This window comes from Polaribacter sp. HaHaR_3_91, from assembly GCF_019278525.1.
Taxonomy (GTDB): Bacteria; Bacteroidota; Bacteroidia; order Flavobacteriales; family Flavobacteriaceae; genus Polaribacter.
This window is the reverse complement of record NZ_CP058986.1, coordinates 3,285,499-3,309,180: the sequence shown is the minus strand read 5'-3', so window position 1 is coordinate 3,309,180 and position 23,682 is coordinate 3,285,499. Positions and strand designations below refer to the sequence as shown.

The 23,682-nt window shown below is 30.0% G+C and carries 18 protein-coding genes; 10 read left to right on the top strand and 8 right to left on the bottom strand.

Translation table 11 applies throughout. The annotated features are described in order from the left end of the window. Position 1: 1 nt before the first annotated feature. On the bottom strand, positions 2-1,093 hold the full coding sequence (locus tag H0I27_RS13950; RefSeq protein ID WP_218731235.1) for an acyl-CoA desaturase: 1,092 nt from the start codon (positions 1,091-1,093) through the stop codon (positions 2-4). A 121-nt stretch (positions 1,094-1,214) separates the two neighbouring features. Between H0I27_RS13950 and rsmG the strand changes: the two genes are divergently transcribed. Further along, a complete protein-coding gene (rsmG, locus tag H0I27_RS13945) occupies positions 1,215-1,844 on the top strand; it encodes a 16S rRNA (guanine(527)-N(7))-methyltransferase RsmG (protein ID WP_218731234.1) in 630 nt (209 codons plus the stop codon). A gap of 32 nt (positions 1,845-1,876) precedes the next feature. Here rsmG and H0I27_RS13940 read toward each other — a convergent pair whose 3' ends face one another. The 6 genes from H0I27_RS13940 to H0I27_RS13915 all read right to left on the bottom strand — a co-directional run bounded on the left by H0I27_RS13940 (position 1,877) and on the right by H0I27_RS13915 (position 9,650). Then, positions 1,877-2,848 (bottom strand): bile acid:sodium symporter family protein, encoded by a 972-nt coding sequence (locus H0I27_RS13940; protein ID WP_218731233.1) that lies wholly within the window; start codon positions 2,846-2,848, stop codon positions 1,877-1,879. A gap of 15 nt (positions 2,849-2,863) precedes the next feature. Then, the gene (locus H0I27_RS13935) at positions 2,864-3,547 is read right to left on the bottom strand and encodes a hypothetical protein (RefSeq protein WP_218731232.1); all 684 of its coding nucleotides are present in this window, start codon (positions 3,545-3,547) and stop codon (positions 2,864-2,866) included. A 103-nt stretch (positions 3,548-3,650) separates the two neighbouring features. Next, positions 3,651-5,585 carry a type I pullulanase gene (gene pulA / locus H0I27_RS13930; protein ID WP_218731231.1) on the bottom strand — a complete coding sequence of 645 codons (1,935 nt, stop codon included), beginning with the start codon at positions 5,583-5,585 and terminating at the stop codon, positions 3,651-3,653. 106 nt (positions 5,586-5,691) lie between these two features. Then, positions 5,692-6,609 (bottom strand): glutaminase, encoded by a 918-nt coding sequence (locus H0I27_RS13925; RefSeq protein ID WP_218731230.1) that lies wholly within the window; start codon positions 6,607-6,609, stop codon positions 5,692-5,694. 156 nt (positions 6,610-6,765) lie between these two features. Further along, positions 6,766-8,460: a lysine--tRNA ligase gene (gene lysS / locus H0I27_RS13920; RefSeq protein ID WP_218731229.1), complete on the bottom strand. Its 1,695-nt coding sequence runs from the start codon at positions 8,458-8,460 to the stop codon at positions 6,766-6,768. 689 nt (positions 8,461-9,149) lie between these two features. After that, the gene (locus tag H0I27_RS13915) at positions 9,150-9,650 is read right to left on the bottom strand and encodes a DUF456 domain-containing protein (RefSeq protein ID WP_218731228.1); all 501 of its coding nucleotides are present in this window, start codon (positions 9,648-9,650) and stop codon (positions 9,150-9,152) included. Positions 9,651-9,814: 164 nt separating this feature from the next. Here H0I27_RS13915 and H0I27_RS13910 point away from each other — a divergent pair, with 164 nt between their 5' ends. From H0I27_RS13910 to H0I27_RS13870, 9 genes are all read left to right on the top strand, one after another. Beyond that, a complete protein-coding gene (locus tag H0I27_RS13910; protein WP_218731227.1) occupies positions 9,815-10,177 on the top strand; it encodes a BlaI/MecI/CopY family transcriptional regulator in 363 nt (120 codons plus the stop codon). Between the two features lie 242 nt (positions 10,178-10,419). Further along, complete coding sequence (locus H0I27_RS13905; RefSeq protein ID WP_218731226.1) at positions 10,420-11,970, top strand: M56 family metallopeptidase; 1,551 nt, start codon at positions 10,420-10,422, stop codon at positions 11,968-11,970. A 217-nt stretch (positions 11,971-12,187) separates the two neighbouring features. Then, positions 12,188-12,634, top strand: coding sequence for a hypothetical protein (locus tag H0I27_RS13900; RefSeq protein WP_254713097.1), 447 nt, complete (start codon positions 12,188-12,190; stop codon positions 12,632-12,634). Positions 12,635-12,972: 338 nt separating this feature from the next. Continuing rightward, positions 12,973-13,554: an RNA polymerase sigma-70 factor gene (locus H0I27_RS13895; protein ID WP_218731224.1), complete on the top strand. Its 582-nt coding sequence runs from the start codon at positions 12,973-12,975 to the stop codon at positions 13,552-13,554. 117 nt (positions 13,555-13,671) lie between these two features. Further along, positions 13,672-14,811 (top strand): FecR family protein, encoded by a 1,140-nt coding sequence (locus tag H0I27_RS13890; protein ID WP_218731223.1) that lies wholly within the window; start codon positions 13,672-13,674, stop codon positions 14,809-14,811. Positions 14,812-14,960: 149 nt separating this feature from the next. After that, complete coding sequence (locus tag H0I27_RS13885) at positions 14,961-18,545, top strand: SusC/RagA family TonB-linked outer membrane protein (RefSeq protein ID WP_254712760.1); 3,585 nt, start codon at positions 14,961-14,963, stop codon at positions 18,543-18,545. 11 nt (positions 18,546-18,556) lie between these two features. After that, on the top strand, positions 18,557-20,050 hold the full coding sequence (locus tag H0I27_RS13880) for a RagB/SusD family nutrient uptake outer membrane protein (protein ID WP_218731222.1): 1,494 nt from the start codon (positions 18,557-18,559) through the stop codon (positions 20,048-20,050). A gap of 2 nt (positions 20,051-20,052) precedes the next feature. After that, positions 20,053-21,033 carry a substrate import-associated zinc metallohydrolase lipoprotein gene (locus H0I27_RS13875; RefSeq protein WP_218731221.1) on the top strand — a complete coding sequence of 327 codons (981 nt, stop codon included), beginning with the start codon at positions 20,053-20,055 and terminating at the stop codon, positions 21,031-21,033. Positions 21,034-21,043: 10 nt separating this feature from the next. Continuing rightward, the gene (locus tag H0I27_RS13870; protein ID WP_218731220.1) at positions 21,044-22,417 is read left to right on the top strand and encodes a DUF4302 domain-containing protein; all 1,374 of its coding nucleotides are present in this window, start codon (positions 21,044-21,046) and stop codon (positions 22,415-22,417) included. Between the two features lie 205 nt (positions 22,418-22,622). On the opposite strand, the gene obgE is transcribed toward H0I27_RS13870, so the two are convergent. Further along, positions 22,623-23,612, bottom strand: a complete 990-nt coding sequence (gene obgE, locus H0I27_RS13865) for a GTPase ObgE (RefSeq protein ID WP_165732521.1) — start codon at positions 23,610-23,612, stop codon at positions 22,623-22,625. Between the last annotated feature and the right edge of the window lie 70 nt (positions 23,613-23,682).

The following is a 23,682-nucleotide window of genomic DNA, read 5'->3' as shown; positions in this document are numbered from 1 at the left end:
CTTATGCTATTTCAGGGTTTTTACCCAAAACTCCCAAATGTCTAAAATGTTCTATAATTGCTTTACGCATGGTGTCGTATTCGTTATAAGGCAAATTAAATTCCTTGGCGGTTTCTTTTACAATTTTAGCTAATTTATCATAATGTACATGAGAAATATGCGGAAAAATATGATGTTCAACTTGATGATTTAATCCTCCTGTATAGAAGTTTACCAACCAGTTACTAGGGGCAAAGTTAGATGTTGTGTATAATTGGTGGACTGCCCAAGTGTGCTCTAAATTACCATCTTTATCTGGTAAAGGCATTTCTGTATTTGGTACAATATGTGCTAATTGAAAAACCAAACTTAAAATCATACCCGCGGTATAATGCATTACAAAAAATCCGATTAAAATTTTCCACCAAGCAACGTCTAAAACTAATAGCGGTAAAACAATCCAAAGAGAATAATAAGCTATTTTAGAAATGACTAATTTTGTCCATTCTGTTGTAGGATTTGGAAATTTACCATAAGATAATTTACGTTTTAAATAACGATGCATTTGCTTAATATCTGTTGTAATAGCCCAGTTTATTGTTAATAATCCGTATAAAAAGATAGAATAATATTTCTGAATTTTATGAATTGGTAACCATGACGAATGTTGAGAAAAACGAATAATTCGTCCTGCATCGATATCTTCATCATGTCCTTCTACATTTGTAAAAGTGTGGTGCAACACATTGTGTTGTACTTTCCAGTTATACACGTTTCCAGCAAGAATATAAATACTGCTTCCCATTAATTTATTAACCCATTTTCTTTTAGAAAAAGAATCATGATTGGCATCGTGCATTACATTCATACCAACTCCAGCCATTCCTATTCCTGTAATCACCATTAAAAGTGCCATTACCCATTGTGGCATAGTAACCGTTAGAATTAAAATAAAAGGAACCAAGAATAGCGAAAACATGATAATTGCTTTTGTGTACAATTTCCAGTTTCCTGTTTTTTTGATTTCGTTTTCTTTAAAATATGTATTTACTCTTTTGTTTAGAGTTCTAAAGAATTTAGCTTTATCTACTCTTGAAAAGTTTATTGTTTTCATTTATATGTTTATAATCTGCAAAAATATACTTTTTGAAATGGAATTTTATGATAAACGTCAGTTTTTGTTTAGAATTGTTCCAATACAAATAACTATTTTTGCAATTCAAATTTATTTATTAATGGAAATTATACTCAAGTATTTTAAGGACTTAACCCCAACTCAAATAGAACAGTTTTCTAAACTTCAAGAATTATACCAAGATTGGAATTTAAAAATAAACGTTGTTTCTAGAAAAGACATAGACGAATTGTATTTACGCCATGTTTTACATTCTTTAGCAATAGCAAAAGTGGTGCAATTTAAACCAGGGTCTAAAGTAATGGATGTTGGTACTGGTGGAGGTTTTCCTGGAATTCCGTTAGCAATTTTGTTTCCAGAAACGCAGTTTCATTTGGTAGATTCTATTGGTAAAAAGATAAAAGTAGTAAATGAAGTTGTTGCTGGTTTAGGTTTAACAAACGTAAAAACCTCTAACTGTAGAGTAGAAGAGATAAAAGAAACTTATGATTTTATTGTAAGTAGAGCAGTAGCGCAAATGGAAACGTTTGTAGGGTGGACTAAAGGAAGAATTGCTAAAAAGCAAAATCACGATTTAAAAAATGGGATTTTATATTTAAAAGGAGGCGATTTGTCAGAAGAATTGAAACTATACACTTCTGCTACAATTTATGATTTACCTGACTTTTTTGATGAGGATTTCTATGAAACCAAGAAAGTAGTTCATTTAGGAATGAAGTATAAAGCGTAAATTTCTTTAAGAAATTAACTATAATTTAGAATTTAAAGGTTGCTATTTTTAGCAGCCTTTTTTGTTGCCACAACACTAATTATTAAAATTTGAGTTGCATGAAATAGCATTAATGGCAATAAAATAATACCAATAGACGCCATATTACCAAAGATTATTTTTGAAAAAACCGTACCATGCACTAAAGATTTTTTTGTACCACAAAACTGTGCTGTAATTTGATCTTCTGTATCTAGTTGTAGTTTTTTTGATAAAAAACCGGTGAGAAAAAAAGCAAGACTAAATAAGACAATAACACCAACTAGGATTAGCATTAAGTCTACAAAAGAAACAGCTCTAAATATGTTTCCTTCAAAAGATTCTGCAAAACTTTTATAAATAATTAAAAGGATAATAGATTTATCAAAAAGAGTAAGTTTACTGTTATGTTTTTGTACAAAAGCACCCAAAAACCGTTGTAAAAAAAGACCTATTACTACAGGTACAATTATTTGCAAAATCAATTTAAGGTAGATATCGGTAAAATCGAAGTCTGATTGTATTTCATTTACAAATAATCCCATCCATAAAGGAGTGATGGCAATACCAATAATGCCAGAAATGCTTGCATTAAAAATGGCTCCTGGTATGTTTCCCTTTGCCATAGAAACCATAACCACAGAAGAGGATACGGTAGACGGTAAAGCAGCTAAGAAGAAGAAAGCTAGCCAAATGGTTTCTTGTTCTTGGTTTTGAATAAATGGGTGTAACAATAAAACAAGTATTGGAAAAATTAAAAAAGTAGATAACTGTACCAAAACATGTAATTTCCAGTTTTTGAGTCCTGCTTTTAACTTACTCGGACTTAATTTTAGTCCATAGAAAAAGAAAATAAGTGAAATACCAATAGAACTAATAGTGTTGATTGGGAATTTATTTTCTTGTGTTCCCCATTGCGGAAATAGATACGCTAGTAGTATTACGATGATGATAGAAGCTACAAACTTATCAATCTTTATGTTCATATATTTTATTTTAAATTAACAAATAATCATTAAACGAGGTTCACCTGTTTTTTCCTTCGGTGCTCTATGTAAGCAAGGAAGTACTTTGCTTTCTGGATGATCTATTGCTAGTTTCCATAAATGACCAATACCTAAATTAATAGGTTGTGCTTCTGGCTTCGCTTGATAATGTAAATCAAAGAAATAGTCGCTTAAAAACGATTCAAAACCATCTTCCGGTCCGTTGTATAATTTTTTGAGTTTACTTCTTATTTCTGGAACTAATATTTTTTGTATTCCTTGATCGTTGGGTAGAATATCACTTGATGCTCCATGATACGTGCATAGAAAAGTATCTGCAGTTATTGGAGAGCGATCTACATGAAACGAATACACGTCAGTAGGGAAAAAAGGAAATGCATCATCTCTCTCGTAATACTTAATGATATTTAAAGTTGGAATTTTACCGTGTTCTTTTAATACTTTAAAGTCGTTTAAAAGAATTTCTCGCGCAAGTTGTCCTTGTTCAGTTAACTGAAGATCTAAAAGTTGCTGAGGGAAAATTTCACTCATATTTCCATCTAACATTATTTTATTGACAATTTCAGAGAAATCACCTTTTAAATTACGGTTCCAACAGATTGCGTTAATATCTCCTTTAAACTTAGCAGATAGTAAATCATTAAAGTTATCAACTTTATAAATTTGATTTTTGCTCATTATGATTTACATTTTTATTTTAAAGGTTCTAAAAATAACAGATTTTACTTCTTGCAAAGTTCTGTTTTTTTATGAAAGAATAAAGCCAAAATGAAACAAATATTTATTCTTTAAACAAAACCATCATAGAAATTGCAGGTACGTATACATCGTTTTTAACTTCTTGTTTTCCTTCAAAATCAAATGTATCTTTTAATACAGCAATTTTATAAGTTTGGTCTAATTGATAATTTATCGTTTTATTTTCTCTATTAAAAATTACTAATATCTTTGACCAAGAATCTTTATTGGCATTATTTTTAAGTTGATAAGAAACCAAACCATGATCTATTTTTTTAAACTCTAAGTTTTCTTGCACCTCTTTAGCAGTCGTCATTCTAAATGCAGGATGTTTTTTTCTTAATTGAATTAGATTTTTATAATACGCTAAAACGTCTCCATTTTTCACTTTTAAATTCCAATCTATTTCATTTATTTTATCTGGAGATTTATATGAGTTATGATCTCCTTTTTTGGTACTCATTATTTCTGAACCTTCATGTAAAAAAGGAGTTCCTTGAGAAGTCATTACAATAGCAGTTGCCAATTTATGCATTGCTTTTATATCTTCTAAAGAAGCGTCTGGTCTAGATATTTTTAATTTATCGAATAAAGTATAATTGTCGTGGCAAGAAACGTAATTAATAGCTTGCCATGGTTGCAGTGCCCAAGGAAAATCTGAATGATTTATATACATGTAATTTACTTGAGGATGTGATATAACACCTACAATTCCACATTTTAGAGATTCTTCTTTAAATTTAGCACCGCTAACAAAGCCAGTACTTCTATCATCAAATGTGCTTCCTTTTATGGCATCTCTAATTTCGTCAGAAAAAGCGGCAATCTTGGGCATTTGTGGAATGTGTTTTTTTAAAGCCCTTTTTTCTTCTGGTAACGGTGAATCTCCACCTGTCCAACCTTCTCCATAAATAAGTGCACTTGGATTTATTTTAGTGATTTCATCTGCAATAAGATTCATAGTCTCTACATCATGAATCGCCATTAAATCGAAACGAAAACCATCTAAATGATATTCTTCTGTCCAATATTTAACAGATTCAAGTATGAATTTTCGTGTCATTGTCCGTTCAGACGATGTTTCATTTCCACACCCAGAAGCATTAGAATAACTACCATCGTTGTTAAAACGATAGTAATATTTTGGGGTTTCTAAATTAAAATTTGAGTTTTCAATGATTCCAGTATGGTTATACACAACATCTAAAATAACACCAATTCCGGCACTATGAAATGCTTGTATCATTTTTTTAAATTCCGGAATTCTTACTTCTGCTTTAAACGGATTTGTAGAAAAAGAGCCTTCTGGAACATTGTAATTTTGAGGGTCGTATCCCCAGTTAAATTGTGGTACCTCTAAATGAGTTTCATCAATAGAATATTGATCGAATGTGGGCAATATATGAACGTGTGTAATTCCTAGCCTTTTAATGTGATCGATGGCTGTTGGAACATCAAGATTACTCTTTACTCCCTGTTCTATCAAACCTAAATATTTACCTGGATAAGAAGAATTAGCTTCTGTTTGAATGGTAATATTCCGAATATGTAGTTCGTAAATAATAGCCGAATTAGGAGCGTTTAATTGCACATATGTATCTTGCTCCCAATTTTTAGGATTTGTTTTATCAAAGTTTAAAACCATGGCTCTTTGACCATTTACACCAACTGCCTTAGCGTAAATTCCTGGAGTTTCTGTTAGCCAATTATCTTCAATACATATTTGATACGTATAATAAGTTCCGTTTAAATCTCCTTTTACCGTTTTTAGCCAAAGTCCATTTTCTTTAGCCTTTAACTCTAAAATTGTAAATGCTTCAGAATTATTTCCAGTTTTGTACAAATTTAGTTTTACGGCAGTTGCAGTTGGAGACCAAATTTTAAAAGTAGTTTTTTCTTTAGAATATTCTAACCAAAGGCTTTTATCTGTTGTAGGGTATTCTTCAAAAGAAGAAAAATTGTGTTTATTTTGTTCCATCTCATCCTTATTGAAAGGACAAGAAAGTTCCTCTTTTTTATTCACATATCCAATGTAATTATTGAATATATTTTGAGTTTTTATTGCGCTGTTATTTGTCTGTTTTCTAAAAAATAGAAGAAGTAGTTTTTGAAGTGAATTTTTCTAAAAACAACATTCCTTTATAAGAATTTCCTTTGATGTTTAACTTCGGACTCCAAACAGCAATGCAGTATTTATCTGGGTGAATAGCAACAATTCCGCCTCCAACACCACTTTTACCAGGTAATCCAACACGAAAAGCAAACTCACCAGATTCATCATAAAAACCACAAGTAAGCATAATGGCGTTAATTCTTTTTGTTTGACTTTCTGTAATTACTTTTTCTCCTTTTTGTGTTGTAAAATTATCAATCGTTAGATATAAAAATATTTTTGAAAGCTCTTTACAGGTCATTTCTAAAGAACACATGTGAAAGTAAAAGTCTAAGACTACATCTACGTCATTTTTAATGTTTCCAAAAGATTTTATAAAATTACAAAGCGCAACATTTCTATACCCAGAACTTTTTTCCGATTGTGCTACTTTCTCGTTATATTTTAAAGTAGGAATGTTAGAAATATCTTTACAGAAGTCTAAGAAGTCTTCTTTTGGGTTGTTAAGGTGACTGACCAATACATCGCAAACCACAATTGCTCCAGCATTTATGAAAGGGTTTCTAGGTTTTCCTAAATCTGCTTCTAATTGTAATAAGGAGTTAAACGGATTACCAGAAGGTTCTACGTCTACTCGGTCCCATAATTTTATGCCTTCAAATTTATAAGCTAAGGTTAATGAAAGAATTTTAGTAATACTTTGTACTGAAAATTTTTTGTCAAAATCGCCAACACCAAAAGATTCTTTATCAATAGTTGTAATAGCAACGCCAAAATTAGATGGATCTACAAATGCCAATTCAGGAATATAACTAGCTACTTTACCAATGTCAGCTACATTTTTTACATCAGCATAAACGCATTCAATTACTTCTTTATAATTTTCCATTGATAACTTATAGTATTAGTATAGGCAAACCTATTCTAAAATAATTTAAGAAACAACATAAAAAATGCATCATAAAAAAAAGGAACTACATTGCTGTAATTCCTTTTTCATTTTTTTATAAATAAGATTCTGAAACAAGTTCAGGATTAGAAATTGCTATGCAATTTCAACAAACAAACCTTCGTCTGTTTTAGTAACCTTTGCAACTTTATGTTTTGTTAAACCTTTAATGGTTTTATCCCATTTTTTGTTAGACAAACCAGATTTTACTTTTAAGTCGTTTAAATCTATTTTTTCGGCTTTGGTAACAATTGCCAAAACAGCTTTTTCATCAGCATTCAATTCTACTGCAGTCGCTTTTTTCTCTGGTCTCATTTGAGGGAAGAATAAAACTTCTTGTATAGATTGGTTGTTGGTTAAAAACATAATTAAACGGTCCATTCCAATTCCCATTCCAGATGTTGGAGGCATTCCGTATTCTAACGCTCTTAAGAAATCTTCATCAATAAACTCAGTTGCTTCATCATCTCCTTTTTGAGCTAATTTTAATTGGTGCTCAAAACGCTCACGTTGGTCAATTGGGTCATTTAATTCAGAATATGCGTTGGCAATTTCTTTACCACAAACCATTAACTCAAAACGCTCTGTTAATTCTGGGTTGTCTCTGTGTTCTTTACAAAGTGGAGACATCTCTTTAGGATAATCGGTAATAAAAGTTGGCTGAATGTAGTTTCCTTCACATTTTTCACCAAAAATTTCATCAATTAACTTTCCTTTCCCCATTGTTTCATCCACAGGAATATTCATGCCTTTTGCAGCAGCTCTAATTTCATCTTCTGTTTTACCAGTAATATCAAAACCAGTAAAATGCTTAATAGAATCTGCCATGGTAACTCTGGCATAAGGCGCTTTAAAGTCTATTTTGTGTTCACCAAAAGTAGCTTCAGAAGTTCCGTTTACAGCTATAGCACAATGCTCTAAAAGTTGCTCTGCAAAATCCATCATCCAATTGTAATCTTTGTAAGATACATAGATTTCCATGGCTGTAAATTCTGGGTTATGAGTTCTGTCCATTCCTTCATTTCTAAAGTTTTTAGAGAATTCATACACACCATCAAAACCACCAACAATTAATCTTTTTAAATACAATTCATTAGCAATTCTCATATATAACGGAATATCTAGCGAGTTGTGATGCGTTATAAAAGGTCTTGCTGCTGCACCTCCAGGAATTGGTTGTAAAACCGGAGTTTCAACTTCAAAATAACCAGCATCATTAAAGAAAGAACGCATTGCGTTAAACAATTTTGTTCTTTTTATAAACACCTCTTTTACGTGTGGGTTTACCACTAAATCTGCATAACGTTGTCTGTAACGTAATTCAGGATCTGTAAAAGCATCATAAGTAACACCGTCTTTTACTTTTGGTAAAGGCAATGGTTTTAAAGACTTACTTAATAATGTAAAGTTCTTAACTCGTACTGTTTTTTCTCCCACTTTAGTGGTAAATAATTCTCCTTCAATCCCTACAAAATCACCTAAATCTAGTAATTTTTTAAAAACATCATTGTACAAGGTTTTATCCTCACCAGTACAAATTTCATCACGGTTAAAATACACTTGTATTCTACCTTCTCCGTCTTGTAATTGTGCAAAAGAAGCTTTTCCTTGTATGTTAATAGACATTAGTCTACCAGCAATAATTACCTTTTTTCCTTCAGCATAATCTTGCTTTATCTTTGCTGAATTTGAATCTATTGGATATAAATCTGCAGGATAAGGATTGATGCCTAAAGCACGTAATTTTACGAGCTTTTCTCTACGTACAACTTCTTGTTCTGATAATTGCATTTGCTGTTTAGTTTTCTAATGTTTATTTAAGAATGCAAAGATACAATCAAATGAATTAATAGACAATTGAGAATAAAATAAAAAACAACTTCTTTATTTGAGAATATTAAAAAACATCGTATATTTGTCGGCTGCTTTTTGTTAGGGCAGCATTAGTTGTGTTGTTTTGGCGCTTTAGTAAAAGCGTCGTGGTTTTGTTAACCAATGGAAAGCTTCCCTGAAACGGGACGCTTTTTTTTATGACTTTTCGTAAATAGAAAACACGGTTATTTTTAGGTAATGTGTTAATTTGTCTCTTAAATTTTCTTTTTTTTTAGTAGCTATATCTTTTATGCTGTCATTGCGAAGTTTGCTTTTTTGTAAACTATGGTAATCTCTTTTTGATTAGCAGATTGCTTCGTGCCTCGCAATGACAATTTTAAAAAAGGTATAAAAAGGATGCCACTTCAAATGCGAAGCATTCAACGACTCAAAAAAATATTAAATTGGAGTTAATTTGGGTTAGACTTGTTTGCAGACTTATATCATTCTTTAAATTATATGTAATCATCGTTAAGGAATTTTCTCGTCATTGCGAAGAATGAAGCAATCTCTAAATATAGAATACGTAAATTTTAATAAACAGATTATATCGTCGTTCATCCTCGTAATGACGCTTCTCATGATTTGTTGAGAATAAAAGATGGTATTTAAAAAAAGCTTCCTTTAAATTTCCAAAACTGAATTATAAATAGCACAAAATAGATAGCGGCTATAGAAAACTTAATAGTTGCAGAAGCTAAAAAACCAAGAAACGCTCCAAAAGAAGCCTTTAAAGCTCGGTTTGTGTCTTTGCTATCATAAAGTAATTCCCCTATAAAAGCACCTAAAAAAGCACCAATTAACATTCCAAACGGAATAGGAGAGAACAAGCCGATAAATAAGCCAATTGTAGTACCGTAAACTCCATATTTTGTGCCGCCAAAACGTTTTGTGCCCACTCCTGGTATAAAATAATCGAGAATCCAAATTAAAATGGCCACGGCTAATGTAATTCCTAAAAAAGTCCAATCCATCGGAATTATTTTAGTGGAATGTAATAAAAGTAAACCTACCCAACTTGTTAAAGGTCCGGGTAAAATGGGTAAAAAAGCGCCAATAATGCCTAAGCATACAAAAAGGAATCCTAATAGGAATAAAAATATATCCATAAATATTTTAATAATTATACGGGTTTAAAGTCAATAAACATCACAGTTTTCTAATTATAAGACGATTATAGTTAAGTTATGTTACAAATATTTTAACTAAAAAATTAGTTCAAACTAAATAAATAGTTATATTTGTATTGTTGAACTAAAAAATTAGTTAAAAAATGAGCAAACAATTAACAAAAGCAGAAGAGCAGATAATGCAAGTTTTATGGACGTTAGAAGAAGCCTCTGTAAAAGAAGTTATCGAAAAATTACCAGAACCCAAACCTGCATATAATACCGTTTCTACAATTATTAGAATTTTAGAAACTAAAGAATTTGTTGGTCATAAACCTGTCGGTAGAGGTTTCTTATATTTTCCAATAATAGAAAAAGAAACCTACAGCAACCAAAGTTTACACAAATTAATGAATGGTTATTTCGATGGTTCATTTAAAAGTATGGTTTCCTTTTTTGTAAAAGAAAATAAAATGGATGTTTCTGAATTAGAATCTATTTTAAAGGAAGTGAATAAGAAAGAGTAGGCAGTAGTTCAGTATTCATTTGGCAGTCTCAATTGTTTTTAAAAATAAAGTATTGAAACGAATTGTCATTCCGAATGCTACTGAAATTAAAATACTTTTTTAATTGAAAGTATCTAGCGCAGCTAAAGAAGAGGAATCTCTTTCCTATATAGAAGTAGTTTTTTCAATATGAGATTTCTCAATCGTCTAAAAAGACTCATTTCGAAATGACAGTGTGATAATAAAAAAATAAAAAAAAAACTATGATCAATTATATTCTACAAGTCATATTATTTCAAGTATTGTTTTTGGCTATTTATGATTTCTTTCTAAGCAGAGAAACCTTTTTTACTAAAAACAGATGGTATTTAATTAGTACACCAATTGTATCTTTCATTTTACCTTTTATTAAAATTCCTACGTTTCAAAAAGCGGTTCCAGAAGAGTTTATTATTTATTTACCAGAAATCGTTTTATCACCAGAAAAAGTAATTCAAGATGTTATTCAAGAAACGAGTTTGTATCAATCTATAAATTATGTAAACCTTTTATTTTGGTTTGGATTCAGTCTTTTTTTGATACTTTTTTTAATAAAACTGTTTAAAATAACAAACCTAATTAGAAAATACGAAGTTGTAAAAAAAGCGAATTACACTTTAGTTATAATACCAAATCAAACCAAGGCATTTTCTTTTTTCAACTTTATTTTTTTAGGAAAAGAAATTCCAATTTCTCAACAAGCACAAATTATAGCACACGAACTAGTGCATAGTAATCAAAAGCACTCTTTAGATTTATTATTCTTCGAATTTTTAAAAATAATGATGTGGTTTAATCCAATGATTTTTATTTATCAAAAGAGAATAACACTCATTCACGAATATATTTCTGACGAAGTAGCGGCAAAGTCAGAAACAAAAGAAATTTATATTAATAACTTATTATCCAACTTTTTTCAAGTTGAAAACATTGCCTTTGTGAACCAATTTTATAAAAAAACCTTAATCAAAAAAAGAATTATTATGATGAAAAAGAAACAATCAAAAAAAATGAATCAACTAAAGTATTTGGTATTAATTCCGGTATTGGCGAGTATGTTATTTTACACTTCTTGTGTAGAAAATGAAGTAAAAGAAGATGTTGTTGCAAAAAAGGAATTGCAAACTAGATATTTTGAACTTAAAGAAGGAGTAAAAGCTACCAAAGGTGAAAAGGAAACGTACTTAGATTCTTATTTTGGATCTGGAATTCCAGAAGGAATTGAAGTTAGTTCGAGTGATCTAACTGTTGAGGAAAGAGAGGAATACGATAAAATTATGAACAGATTTAATTCTGTAAAGTTTGAAAAATATTCTTCTATGCATGAACTTAAAATTTATAAAAAGAAAAATGGAAGGAAAACATTAGCAACAATTGTTGATTTTTCTAAAATAAAAAAAGATAGTAATGCTGAATTTGTAGAAACAGAAGATGTTTCATTTATGGTTATCGATAAAGTACCAACTTTCCCTGGGTGTGAATCTGGTGATAAAGCTTGTTTTTCTAAAGAAGTTCAAAAACATTTTTCTAGAAACTTTAATGCAGATTTACCAAATCAATTGGGTTTAGAAGCAGGCAGGAAAAGGATTTTTATAGGTTTTAAAATTGACAAAGAAGGAAATGTAGTAGATGTAAATGCAAGAGCACCGCATAAAGATCTTAAGGAAGAAGTTATTTCGGTAATGAATTCGTTGCCTAAAATGATTCCTGGTGAACATGAAGGTAAAAAAGTAGGTGTAAAATATTCAATTCCGGTTTCAATAATAGTAAATTAATACATCTATGAAAAGGAAAAATTAAGTGTATAATTATTTGAAATAGTTAAAGTCGAGGTGTAAATCTCGGCTTTTTTATTTTTAAATATAAGTTGTTTTTATAACTAAAATTGGCTTTTTTTTAGGGCTTAAAAAGTTTAAAGTACAAGTCAACAAAATTTAGTAAATTCACACTCTAAATAAAAGTATGTTTTTAAGGGTTTTATCTTTTTTAATAATGTTGGTTTTTATCACTTCGTGTGATTTATTTTGCCCTCCAAAGGATAAAAATACATCAGATTTAGACACTATTGTAGATTTTTCTTCGGTAGATACTTTTCCTTCTTTTAAAACTTGTGATGCGATTATTGATAAACAAGAAAAAATGGATTGCTTTAGAACAACCATCCATCAGAAAATAGGAGCGGAGTTGCAACAACATTCATTTGCTGTTAAAGATTCTATTAATGAAATTGTCTATGTAGATGTAATTATTAATTCTGAAGGAATTTTTAGATTAGACACTATTCAGGCTTCTGAAAACCTTAAAAAGGAATTGCCCGAATTAGATAGTTTATTAAAAGCGAGTGTAGAGAAACTTCCAAAAATATACCCTGCAAACAAGCGAGGAATACCTGTTACTACAAAATACAGATTGCCAATTAGAATTCAATTAAAAGAATAAAAAAACATTTAATTTACTGCCTATTATTTAACTTTTTTAATTTTTTGTTAAAGAGTCTAGTCGCTATGTTTTTAAGCTAATATTATTTTGTCGATATGCCTTTTTTTCTGCATATAATTTATTCTTTAACTTATTCTGATATAGAAAATGTAACGGTTTCGTAATAATTACCTTGAAAAATGAGAATTATAGTAACATTAAATTAATTTATATTTAATGTTTTATATTTACCGCTAACAAAAATACGTTTAATCTTTTTTGTCCTTTATAATAAGAATACATACTTATTTTATAGGGCAAAAGTATTTTTAGAAAAAAGCTAATTATTATATTTTTTTATGAATAACCATCTTTTAATAGCGCAAATAAAAAAGAAAGATACCGTTGCTTTTAAAAAATGTTATGATTTATTTTTTCAAGATTTAGTGGTTTCTGCAAATAGATATGTATCAGATTTTTCAGTTAGTGAAGATATTGTTCAAGAAGTATTTGTTTATATCTGGGAACACTCAGAAAAGATAGAAATTAAAACATCACTAAAAGCTTACTTACTTGTGATGGTTAAAAATAGGTGTTTGAATCATTTAAAATCTATAAAAATAACCGATAACCAAGATTATATAGAGTATAGTAGGTCTTTAATTGATCGTGTAGAAATACTTAATTTTACAGAAGAAAATAATACTCTTTATTTAAAGGTTTTAGCAATTGTAGATGAAATGCCTTTAAAAATGCAAAAAATTTTTAAATTAAAATTTATAGAGGATTATAAGTATAATGAAATTGCCGAAGAGCTAAATATTTCTCTAAATACGGTGAAAACACAGTTAAAAAGAGCTCGAGTTAAGATTAATAATTCTTTAATGATTATGTTGTTTTGCTTAATAATTATCAACGATTTTCTCTTATTGTTGATTTAATTTGAGTTTTTTTTAAAAATATTACTTTTTTTGTCACCCGTTTTTTGTTTCACCTTGTCTTTAGTGTATAGTATTTAATTACAAAATATAATTACACTTAAAAAAGACATTCTTAAAATGGAATTTTTCTTAATAATAAAAAAGATAAATAATACGCTTTCTGAAGAGGAAAAGATAGCGTTTGATAAATGGTATTCAGAATCAGAAAAACATAGAGCGTATTTTAAAAGTGTACAAGAAAACAAGAATTCTAAAAAATACCTTTTTGACAAAGAAAAGAATTGGAAAGCAATAAAAGGGAAAGCTAACATCAAAAAGAAAACAACTTGGAAATATTATGCAGCAGCAGCTTCCATTGCATTATTGTTTTCAATATCTTATTTATTTAATCCTATTAATGAAAAAGTAAATACTACGGAAATAACTACTGATGTAGGTTATAATAATAAAGCAATATTAACTTTAGATGATGGTAAAGAAATTCTTCTTTCTAAAGATCATAAAATAGAAAACGCTCTTTTTAAAAGTGAAGATAAAAGTATTGCGTATAAGAAGGCTAATACAAAGCAATCTGAAGAAATTGCAACACAACCCGAAATTATCTATAACTACCTAACAACTAAAAAAGGGGGAGAATTCTCTTTAACCTTAGCAGATGGAACTAAAGTGTGGTTAAATTCAGAATCTAAACTTAAATATCCGGTAAGCTTTATAAAAGGACAGCCAAGAACTGTAGAACTAATTTATGGAGAAGCTTATTTTGAAGTTTCATCTAGTAAAAAGAATTCAGGAGATGGTTTTAATGTTTTAAATTCTTTACAAAGGGTATCTGTTTTAGGAACACATTTTAATGTAAAGGCATATCCAGAAGATCATTTAATAACAACAAGCTTAATAGAAGGTAAAGTTTTGGTTGAAAATAACGAAAAAATAAAAATGTATTTAGAACCTAATGAAGAGATAACTTTAAATGTTTTAACATTAGAAATGCAAAAGAAAGAGGTAAATGCAAAAGAAAAAATTTCTTGGGTAAAGGGGTATTTTAGTTTTGATAACACTTCTTTGTTAGAAATTACAAAAACACTTTCTAGATGTTATGATGTTGACATCTCTTTTGAAGATGAAAAAATAAAAGATTTAAGATTTAATGGAGTTTTGAGTAAAAAACAAGACATAAAATTTGTCTTAGATGCAATTATAAATACAACAGATATAACTTATGAAATAGAAAATAGAAAAATTAAATTTAGAAAATAAAAAGGAATGTGGTTTGTCCATCTCTCACAATATTAAAACCACAATTCCTTAGGTTCATGCTTATTAATAATTAAACACTTAACAAATTTATGGAAATTAAATTTACTGGAGACTTTTTTCTGTTGCGAAAAAAGCTATTAACAACTATTATGAAAACGTTCATATACTTATTCTGTGCCATCTCGTTTGCATTTGTACCAAGCGAAGGAATGTCACAAAACTCAAAAATTAAAATAGATACAGATAAAACCATATCTGTAGAGCAAGTTTTTGATTTAATTAAAATGCAAACAGATTATACATTTGTTTACGAAAATAGTATTTTCAAAAAACTTCCAAAAGTTAACCTACATAAGGGTATTATCATTGTAAAAGATCTTTTAGATAAAAGCTTACAAGCAAGTAATGTTATTTATCAATTTAATAAAGATGGTTCAATTTTGCTAAAGAAAAAATCTGTTCAACAAAAGGTTTCAGGTGTTTTAGTTGATGATAAAGGCATGCCGATTATGGGGGCTTCTGTACGTGTAAAGGCTACAGGTATTGGTACTGCTACAGATTTTAATGGAGAATTTTCAGTGCCAGCTTCTAAAGGAGATGTATTGGTTTTTCAATCATTAGGTTTCGAATCTAAAGAAGTTGTGGTTGGTAGTTTGTTTGTTATAAAGGTAGTCTTGCAAGAATCATCAGAAAACTTAGCAGGAATTGTTATTACAACAGGTTACGATAAAATTAACAAGAAAAGTTTTACTGGAGCAGCAACAACCATTAAAGCAGCAGATTTAAAAATTGATGGTATTAATGATGTAAGTAGAATGTTAGAAGGTAAAGTAGCCGGAGTTATTGTACAAAACATTACCGGAACTTTTGGTGCTGCACCTCAAATTACTATTAGAGGTTCTTCTTCTGTATTTGGTAACAATAATCCATTATATGTTATAGATGGTGTGGTACAAGAAGATATTGTAGAGCAAGATTTAGATGCATTAACTTCTGGAGATGCTTCTACTTTAATTAGTTCTTCTATAGCAGGTGTTAATGCTACAGATATAGAAAAAATAGATATTTTAAAAGATGCTTCTGCAACTTCTATTTATGGTGCAAGAGCAAGAAACGGAGTTGTGGTTATAACGACTAAAAGTGGTAAAAGAGAGAGCCCTTTAAAAGTAAGTTATACGTTAGAGCAAACGGTAAGAGATATTCCATCTTATTCTCAATATGATATTTTAGATTCTAAAGAAACCATTGGTATTTTAGAAGGTTTAAGAAGTCAAGGTTATTTAAGACTACCAGATGTTGGTAATTCTAGATTTTCTGGAGTATATGGTATTTTAGAAAAGAAAATTAATAGCTATTCTAATGGTGGTTTTGGGGTGCCAAATACAGTAGAAGGTAGAAGTGCTTTTTTAAAGGATTACGAGTTGGCAAATACCAATTGGTTTAAAAAATTGTTTAGACAATCTTTAATGCAAAATCACACGATTAACTTTACAGGAGGTGGAGAGAATAATTCTTTCTACGCATCTGTTGGTTTTTTACACGATCCGGGTTGGTCTGTTGCAGATAAAGTATCTAGAATTACAACTAACTTAAAGAATACATTTTACTTTTCAGATAAGTTTAATATTTCAATTGCTACAGTAGCATCTGTTAGAAAACAAAAAGCACCAGGTTCTTTTAATAGAGAAGCCAATGTTGTAGATGGTCAGTTTAGTAGAGATTTTGATATCAATCCGTTTAGTTACGCATTAAATACTTCTAGAGCGTTAAGACCAAGAGATAATGATGGCAATTTAGAATACTACACCAATAATTGGGCTGACTTTAATATCTTAGAAGAATTAGAAAACAATACCTTAGATTTAGATGTAAAAGATATTCGCTTTCAACTAGATGCTTCTTATAAAATTTCAGACAATATTACATATGATTTAAATGCTTCTGCGAGATATGTAAATAGTGTTAGAGAACACCAAATTAGAGAAAACTCTAATGTTGTTAGAGCTTATAATGCAGACGAAACCACTGTAATAGCAAATGCAAATATCTTTTTATATACAGACCCAAACAATCCAGATGCTATTCCTATTTCTGTTTTTCCAGAAGGTGGTTTGTACCGTAAATTTGATAACAGTTTAACTTCATATTACGTAAGAAACAGTTTTCAATTAAAGAAAGATTTTAATCAAAAACATAATTTTAATGCTTTATTAGGTCAAGAATTAAGATATGTAGATAGAAATAACGAAAATTTTACGGGTTATGGCTTACAATATGAAAACGGTTATGTACCATTTACAGATGCTAGATTATTAGAAAAAGTAATTGCAGAAGGCGGAAACTATTTTGGGTTAGGTAGAGAAAGAGAAAGAACGGTTGCTTTTTTTGGTAGAACTACTTATACATATAATGATAAGTATGTTTTTTCTTTAACAGGAAGATATGATGGTTCTAATAGACAAGGTAGAAGTTCTAAATCTAGATGGTTACCTACAGGAACTGTAAGTGCTAAATGGAATGCAAGTGAAGAAGATTTTATACAAAAATCAAAAACCATTAACAACCTACAATTTAGAGCCTCTTATGGTTTAAGTGCTTCACCAGGTCCTGCTACCAACTCTTTGGCAATTTTTAGAAGTGAAATTACAGATAGATTAACACCTTCTGAAAGAGAAACATATTTAGATATTCAAGATTTAGAAAACTCTGAATTAACTTGGGAAAAACAACACGAATTAAATATAGGTGTAGACTTAGGGTTATTTAATAATAGAATTCAATTTACAGCAGACGTATATCAAAGAGATATTTTTGATAATATCGATTTTGTGAGAACTTCGGGTATTGGAGGAGAATTTTTTAAAACAGGAAATAATTCTGATACCACTCAAAAAGGAATCGAGTTTGCTTTAACATCAACCAACGTAAAAACAGATAATTTTAGTTGGACGTCTTCTTTAAACTTCTCTTTTTTCGATCAAGAAATAACAAAACTTCAAAATAAACCAAGAGTAATCGATGTTGTTGGACTTCAAGGAGGAAAATTAGAAGGATATCCAAATAACTCTTTGTTTTCTTTTCAGTTCGATGGATTAAATTCAGACGGTATACCAACATTTATTTTACCAGAAGGAGATAACCCTGTTACAGATGTAGATTTTCAAGACAGTTCTAATATTACAGATTATTTAGTGTACAACGGTTCTGTGTTGCCAAATATAGCGGGTGGTTTTTCAAATTCATTTAAATATAAAAATTGGGATTTAAATATGTTAATCACAGGTTCTGGTGGTAATGTAGTTAGGTTAAACCCAGCTTTAGATAACTTTTATTCTGGTACAAATGTATTTACAAAAAGTAGTATTAATAGATGGGTTTTACCTGGTGATGAAAATATTACCAATATTCCTAAAGTTATAGATGTTAGAGATAACAATATTTATGATACTAGCGATTTATCTAGAGCTTATAACGCTTATAATTTTTCTGATGCAAGAGTTGCCAATGGAGATTTTTTAAGAATGAAAAGCATTTCTTTAGGATACAGTTTTAGTAAAGATGTATTAGCTAAATTAAGTCTTTCTCATTTAAAACTTAAACTACAAGGAACCAACTTGTTTTTATTGTATTCAGATGATAGATTAAACGGACAAGATCCAGAATTTTATGGCACAGGTGGTGTTGCTTTACCTATAACTAGACAATTTACAATGTCTTTAAATATTGGACTATAAAATATATTACAATGAAAAAAATACAGAAAAATATTTTAAAAATAACCACAATTATATCTTTATTCTTATTAATTAGTTGTGATGATTATTTATCTGAATTACCAGATAATAGAGCAGAAATAGATTCTCCAGAAAAAATAAGTGCATTAGTTACTGGGGCGTATTCAATAGGAAACTATCAGTTAATGGCAGAAATAATGTCAGATAATGCTACCTCTAGATCTAATATTAGAAGTTACATAAATGTTTTAATAGGTGAGCAAATGTTTACTTGGGATACCAGTTTAGCAGAAGATCAAGATTCACCTACATTTTTTTGGTCTAATTCTTATGGAGCAATTGCACAAGCTAATCAAGCGTTGGTTTCTATAGAAGAATTAGAAGGTCAATTTAATTTAGATGCACAAAAAGGAGAAGCATTAATAGCAAGAGCATATGCTCATTTTATGTTAGTTAATTTTTGGGGTAAACATTATAATCCTACTACTTCAGCATCAGATTTAGGGGTGCCTTATGTAATTACACCAGAAACAACTTTAATACAAAGTTATACTAGAAATACGGTTGCAGAAGTGTATGATTTTATAGAAAAAGACCTATTAGAAGGTATCGATTTAATACAAGACAGAGAAAAAAACGCCAAATTCCATTTTTCTAAAGCAGCGGCAAATGCTTTTGCTGCTAGGTTTTATCAATATAAAGGAGAATGGGATGAGGTAATTTCTTACACCAATAAAATTATCACCAATCCGCAAGCACAGATAAGAGATTTGCTAGCGTATCAAGAATTATCGTATGCGCAAAGAGCGCTTCAATACAGTAGCTCTTTAGAAGATTCCAACATTCTTATTAGTTCTACATCATCTTGGTGGGGTAGAAATTTTTGGAGAACGAACTATGGTTTATCAAATATTAATTCTGATGCAATTTTTCAGGCAGACAATCCTTTTGGTAAAGGTTGGGCTTATGATATTTTTGGTTCTAGTGAAGGTTTTAACAACCCTAAGTTTGATGAGTATTTTAAGGTAACAAATCAATCTGCAGGAACCGGTAGAGGATATACTAGTTTGGTGTTATTTGGTAATGATGAAGCGCTTTTAAATAGGGCAGAAGCATATGCTATGAAAGAAGATTATGCAAACTGTTTAAAAGATTTAAATGATTTTTTATCAAAGAAAACAGAAGGATATAATAGCAGTACAGATATTTTAACTGAAGAAATGGTTGTTAACTTATTTCCTGTAACTCCAGATGAATTAACGCCTTTTTACGGTTTTAAAGATGATAAACAAACCTCTTTTATCAATGCTATTTTAAAATTCAGACAAAAAGAATTTTATCACGAAGGGGTAAGATGGTTTGATGTAAGAAGATTTAACATTGCTATTAAAAGATATTATAGAAAAGATGATATCGATGTAGAATTAACTAAAGAAGATTTAAGAAAACAATTACAAGTCCCAGAATCTGCAATAAACTTTGGGCTAACACCTAATCCTAGATAATTATGAAAAAGATATATATATATGTAGCAGTTATAATTTTCGGAATTATTTCTGCCTGTACTAAAGATGATGATAAATTAACAGACAGTAACTTAAATACAGAAACGCCAAGTTTAAATACTACAGATCTGTGGTTAAGAGAAAACATTACCTATCCATATAATATTGATGTAAATTATTTATGGGACGAAGGGAGTGTAGATTTAGATAGATATTTATTTCCACCAACTTTAGATAAAGTAGTGCCTATTATGCAAGTTGTTAAAAAAGTTTGGATTGATACTTACTCGGAGTTAGGAGGAGAAGATTTTGTAAAAATAATAGCACCAAGAGAAATGGTGTTGGTTGGTGGTACAAATTTAAACCCAAGCGGAACAAGAACATTAGGTTTTGCAGAAGGTGGAAAGAACATTGTGTTATTTGAAACGGATTTAGTAGATGTAAAGAATAAAAGCCAAGTAACAAGGTTTATTCAAACAATTCAGCATGAATATACACACATTTTAAATCAACAAGTTCGTTATGATGAAGAAGCCTTTAAACAAATAACACCTAGTGGTTATACGGCACAATGGTTTAATCCTGCAGATGAAGAAGAGCGATTTGATATTGCCAATAGCCTTGGTTATATAACGGATTATGCGAGGCTTAATGAAAATGAAGATTTTGCAGAAATGGTAGAAACTATTCTTACCAACAATGCAGAAGATTACCAGGAAATTTTAGATAATATTAAGGCTAAGATAATAAGTAATGCTGTTTCTAATGCTTTATCTAATCTAGGTTCTGGAGCTACGCAAGCAGAAATAGATGCAGCTACTCAAGGTGCTACTATTACAGCAACGCCACAAGCAGAAAATGCTGTAGCACTGATAAAAGCAAAAGAAGCAATTGTAGCAGAATATTTTAAGAAATCTTTTAATATAGATTTATATGAATTACAACAATTAGCTACAGATAATATTTTAGAAGCAATTAAATAATACTAAGAATATGAAAATTTTTAAAATAAATAGATATCAATTAATTTTAGCTTTTTGTCTTGTAGTGTTTAACAGCTGTCAAGATAATAGCGACCCAGAACTGTTGTTTGATGATGTACCAACAGTTAGAATAGAAAAGAGTATTTCAGAATTAAAAACAGCTTTACAAGACTCAGAAAATGGATGGAAAACAACTTATTTTACTGATGATTCAGAACTAGGAGGTTTTACTTTTCTTTTCGACTTTATTAGTGATTCCGAAGTAATTATGGATTCTGATTTTGGAACCCCAGACGTTACTGTTACGAGTTTGTATGATATTACATTGGGTTCTACCATTAAGCTTACGTTTACATCAAAAAATGTAATTCATGAGCTATCTGACTCCAATAATTACCCTGATGATGATCTTAGAGGGCAGGGTTATAAAGGTAGTTTTGAGTTTTTATACTTTAAAACAGTGGGAGAAGAGATTTTTTTTAAATCGAACAGAGATCGAGATATCATTATTAGTTTCTCTAAAGCATCTAAAGAAGATTGGACTAGTTTAACAACTCAAAATAGGTCAATGTTAGAAACAAATATTCCAATAGACCCATTAAAATCTGTTTTTAGAAATTTAACTTTAGAAAGTGGAGGTAATACTACTTTATATAGCTTTTCTTTTAATGAGGCTAGAAGATATGCTACGGTTACAGCAATCAGTAAAGACGTTGCACAAACAGACCTAAGCTTTGGTCTTGCGCCTACACCTACCGGCTTTGTTGTTAGTCCAGCAATAGAAATAGATAATGTAACTTTAGATGAGTTTATTTATAGTGTAGATAATGACGAGTTTGTTGCTGAGGTTGATGGAGTTAAAATGACTTTAAATTATGCTGATGAATTAAGTTTTTTATTGCCATTTTATGATTTTGGAAATGAATCAAGAGGAAATAATAACATGAGGTTATATAGAACTAACTTACCTAACTCGGATTTATCTAGTGAAAATTTTATAAACTTTTATAAAGAATGGGAAGCACATTTTACGGCTACTCAAAGTGGTAGAACGGTTACAAGAGTATACTTATATAATTTAGATACTAGTGATAATTCTTTTGTTCAAGTAAGATATTTATCTAGTGGGCGTTCATTTAGTTTAAATTTTAAATTTACATATACAGTTACAGAAGATGCTACTGGTAATAAAATTTATAAATTAACAGAAACGATACCAGTTAATACAACTAGAAGAGCAGGTATATTGCCGCTATTAGATTTTTTATTTAGAGATAGTGGTTTCTATGTACAAAAAATGGTAGATTTTAATGCAAATCAAAACACCTTAGGTTTAATTCCTGTTGATGATACTACTATGCTTGCTCAGTGGTATGACTTTTAATAATTTTGTTCCCCAATTTTAATTATTATCTAGAAATGAACCTTTTTTTGATTAAAAAGGTTCATTTTGTTTTTTAGAAGTAACAATTAAACCATGCTATTTTATAGTTTTATGATATAAAAAAAGGTTATCATTATTGCTTTCGCATTAATGATAACCTTTAATATATTATACATTTAGAATCTTTTTTTTAAATAGTAAACCTCTAATTCAACATTTTCCAAAGTTTGTCTTTCAATTCTTGCAAGCCTTTTTGAGCAACGGAAGAAATAAATATAGCTTCTACACCTTTTGGTAAATCTGCTTTTATTTCTGCTTCTAGCTCTTCATCTAACATATCTGTTTTAGAAATAGCTAATAAACGATCTTTGTCTAACAATTCTGGATTGTGTTTTTTAAGCTCATTTAAAAGAATTTCATATTCTTTGTTAATATCATCACTATCTGCAGGAACTAAGAATAACAGCGCCGAATTACGTTCTATATGACGTAAAAAACGATGTCCTAATCCTTTTCCTTCAGCAGCACCTTCTATAATTCCAGGAATATCTGCAATTACAAATGTTTGATGATTTCTATGTTCTACAATTCCTAAATTTGGTTTTAAAGTAGTAAAAGCATAATCTGCAATTTTTGGTTTTGCAGAGGTTAATACAGATAATAAAGTAGATTTTCCTGCATTAGGGAAACCAACCAAACCAACATCTGCCAATAGTTTTAATTCCATTCTAAACCAACCATCAAAACCATCCATTCCTGGTTGTGCGTATCTTGGTGTTTGATTTGTAGAAGATTTAAAGTTCCAGTTTCCTAAACCTCCTTTTCCTCCACGTAATAAAACTACTTCTTTTTGATGTTCTGTAATTTCTATAATTACTTCGTCAGTATCAGCATCTTTAATAATGGTACCCAAAGGCACATCAATATAAATATCATCTGCATCTGCACCAGAACTTCTACTAGCACTTCCGCCGCCACCACTTTCGGCTCTAAAATGACGTTTAAATTTTAGATGAAACAACGTCCACATATTTTTATCACCACGTAAAATAATGTGTCCTCCACGTCCACCATCTCCACCGTCAGGTCCACCTTTGGTAATATACTTTTCTCTATGTAAGTGCATAGAACCTTGTCCGCCTTTACCAGAAGAAGCGTATATTTTTATGTAATCGACAAAATTTCCTTCAGTCATAATTCTTGTTTAATCGTGTAAATGTTTAAGTGTTTAATTGCCCTATGTAATATACGTTTAAAGGTTACAC

Bases quoted from the DNA above. Each gene is read 5' to 3' on its own strand.
- H0I27_RS13950 (WP_218731235.1), bottom strand. From the start codon at position 1,093: ATGAAAACAATAAACTTTTCAAGAGTAGATAAAGCTAAATTCTTTAGA.
- rsmG (WP_218731234.1), top strand. From the start codon at position 1,215: ATGGAAATTATACTCAAGTATTTTAAGGACTTAACCCCAACTCAAATA.
- H0I27_RS13940 (WP_218731233.1), bottom strand. From the start codon at position 2,848: ATGAACATAAAGATTGATAAGTTTGTAGCTTCTATCATCATCGTAATA.
- H0I27_RS13935 (WP_218731232.1), bottom strand. From the start codon at position 3,547: ATGAGCAAAAATCAAATTTATAAAGTTGATAACTTTAATGATTTACTA.
- pulA (WP_218731231.1), bottom strand. From the start codon at position 5,585: ATGGAACAAAATAAACACAATTTTTCTTCTTTTGAAGAATACCCTACA.
- H0I27_RS13925 (WP_218731230.1), bottom strand. From the start codon at position 6,609: ATGGAAAATTATAAAGAAGTAATTGAATGCGTTTATGCTGATGTAAAA.
- lysS (WP_218731229.1), bottom strand. From the start codon at position 8,460: ATGCAATTATCAGAACAAGAAGTTGTACGTAGAGAAAAGCTCGTAAAA.
- H0I27_RS13915 (WP_218731228.1), bottom strand. From the start codon at position 9,650: ATGGATATATTTTTATTCCTATTAGGATTCCTTTTTGTATGCTTAGGC.
- H0I27_RS13910 (WP_218731227.1), top strand. From the start codon at position 9,815: ATGAGCAAACAATTAACAAAAGCAGAAGAGCAGATAATGCAAGTTTTA.
- H0I27_RS13905 (WP_218731226.1), top strand. From the start codon at position 10,420: ATGATCAATTATATTCTACAAGTCATATTATTTCAAGTATTGTTTTTG.
- H0I27_RS13900 (WP_254713097.1), top strand. From the start codon at position 12,188: ATGTTGGTTTTTATCACTTCGTGTGATTTATTTTGCCCTCCAAAGGAT.
- H0I27_RS13895 (WP_218731224.1), top strand. From the start codon at position 12,973: ATGAATAACCATCTTTTAATAGCGCAAATAAAAAAGAAAGATACCGTT.
- H0I27_RS13890 (WP_218731223.1), top strand. From the start codon at position 13,672: ATGGAATTTTTCTTAATAATAAAAAAGATAAATAATACGCTTTCTGAA.
- H0I27_RS13885 (WP_254712760.1), top strand. From the start codon at position 14,961: ATGAAAACGTTCATATACTTATTCTGTGCCATCTCGTTTGCATTTGTA.
- H0I27_RS13880 (WP_218731222.1), top strand. From the start codon at position 18,557: ATGAAAAAAATACAGAAAAATATTTTAAAAATAACCACAATTATATCT.
- H0I27_RS13875 (WP_218731221.1), top strand. From the start codon at position 20,053: ATGAAAAAGATATATATATATGTAGCAGTTATAATTTTCGGAATTATT.
- H0I27_RS13870 (WP_218731220.1), top strand. From the start codon at position 21,044: ATGAAAATTTTTAAAATAAATAGATATCAATTAATTTTAGCTTTTTGT.
- obgE (WP_165732521.1), bottom strand. From the start codon at position 23,612: ATGACTGAAGGAAATTTTGTCGATTACATAAAAATATACGCTTCTTCT.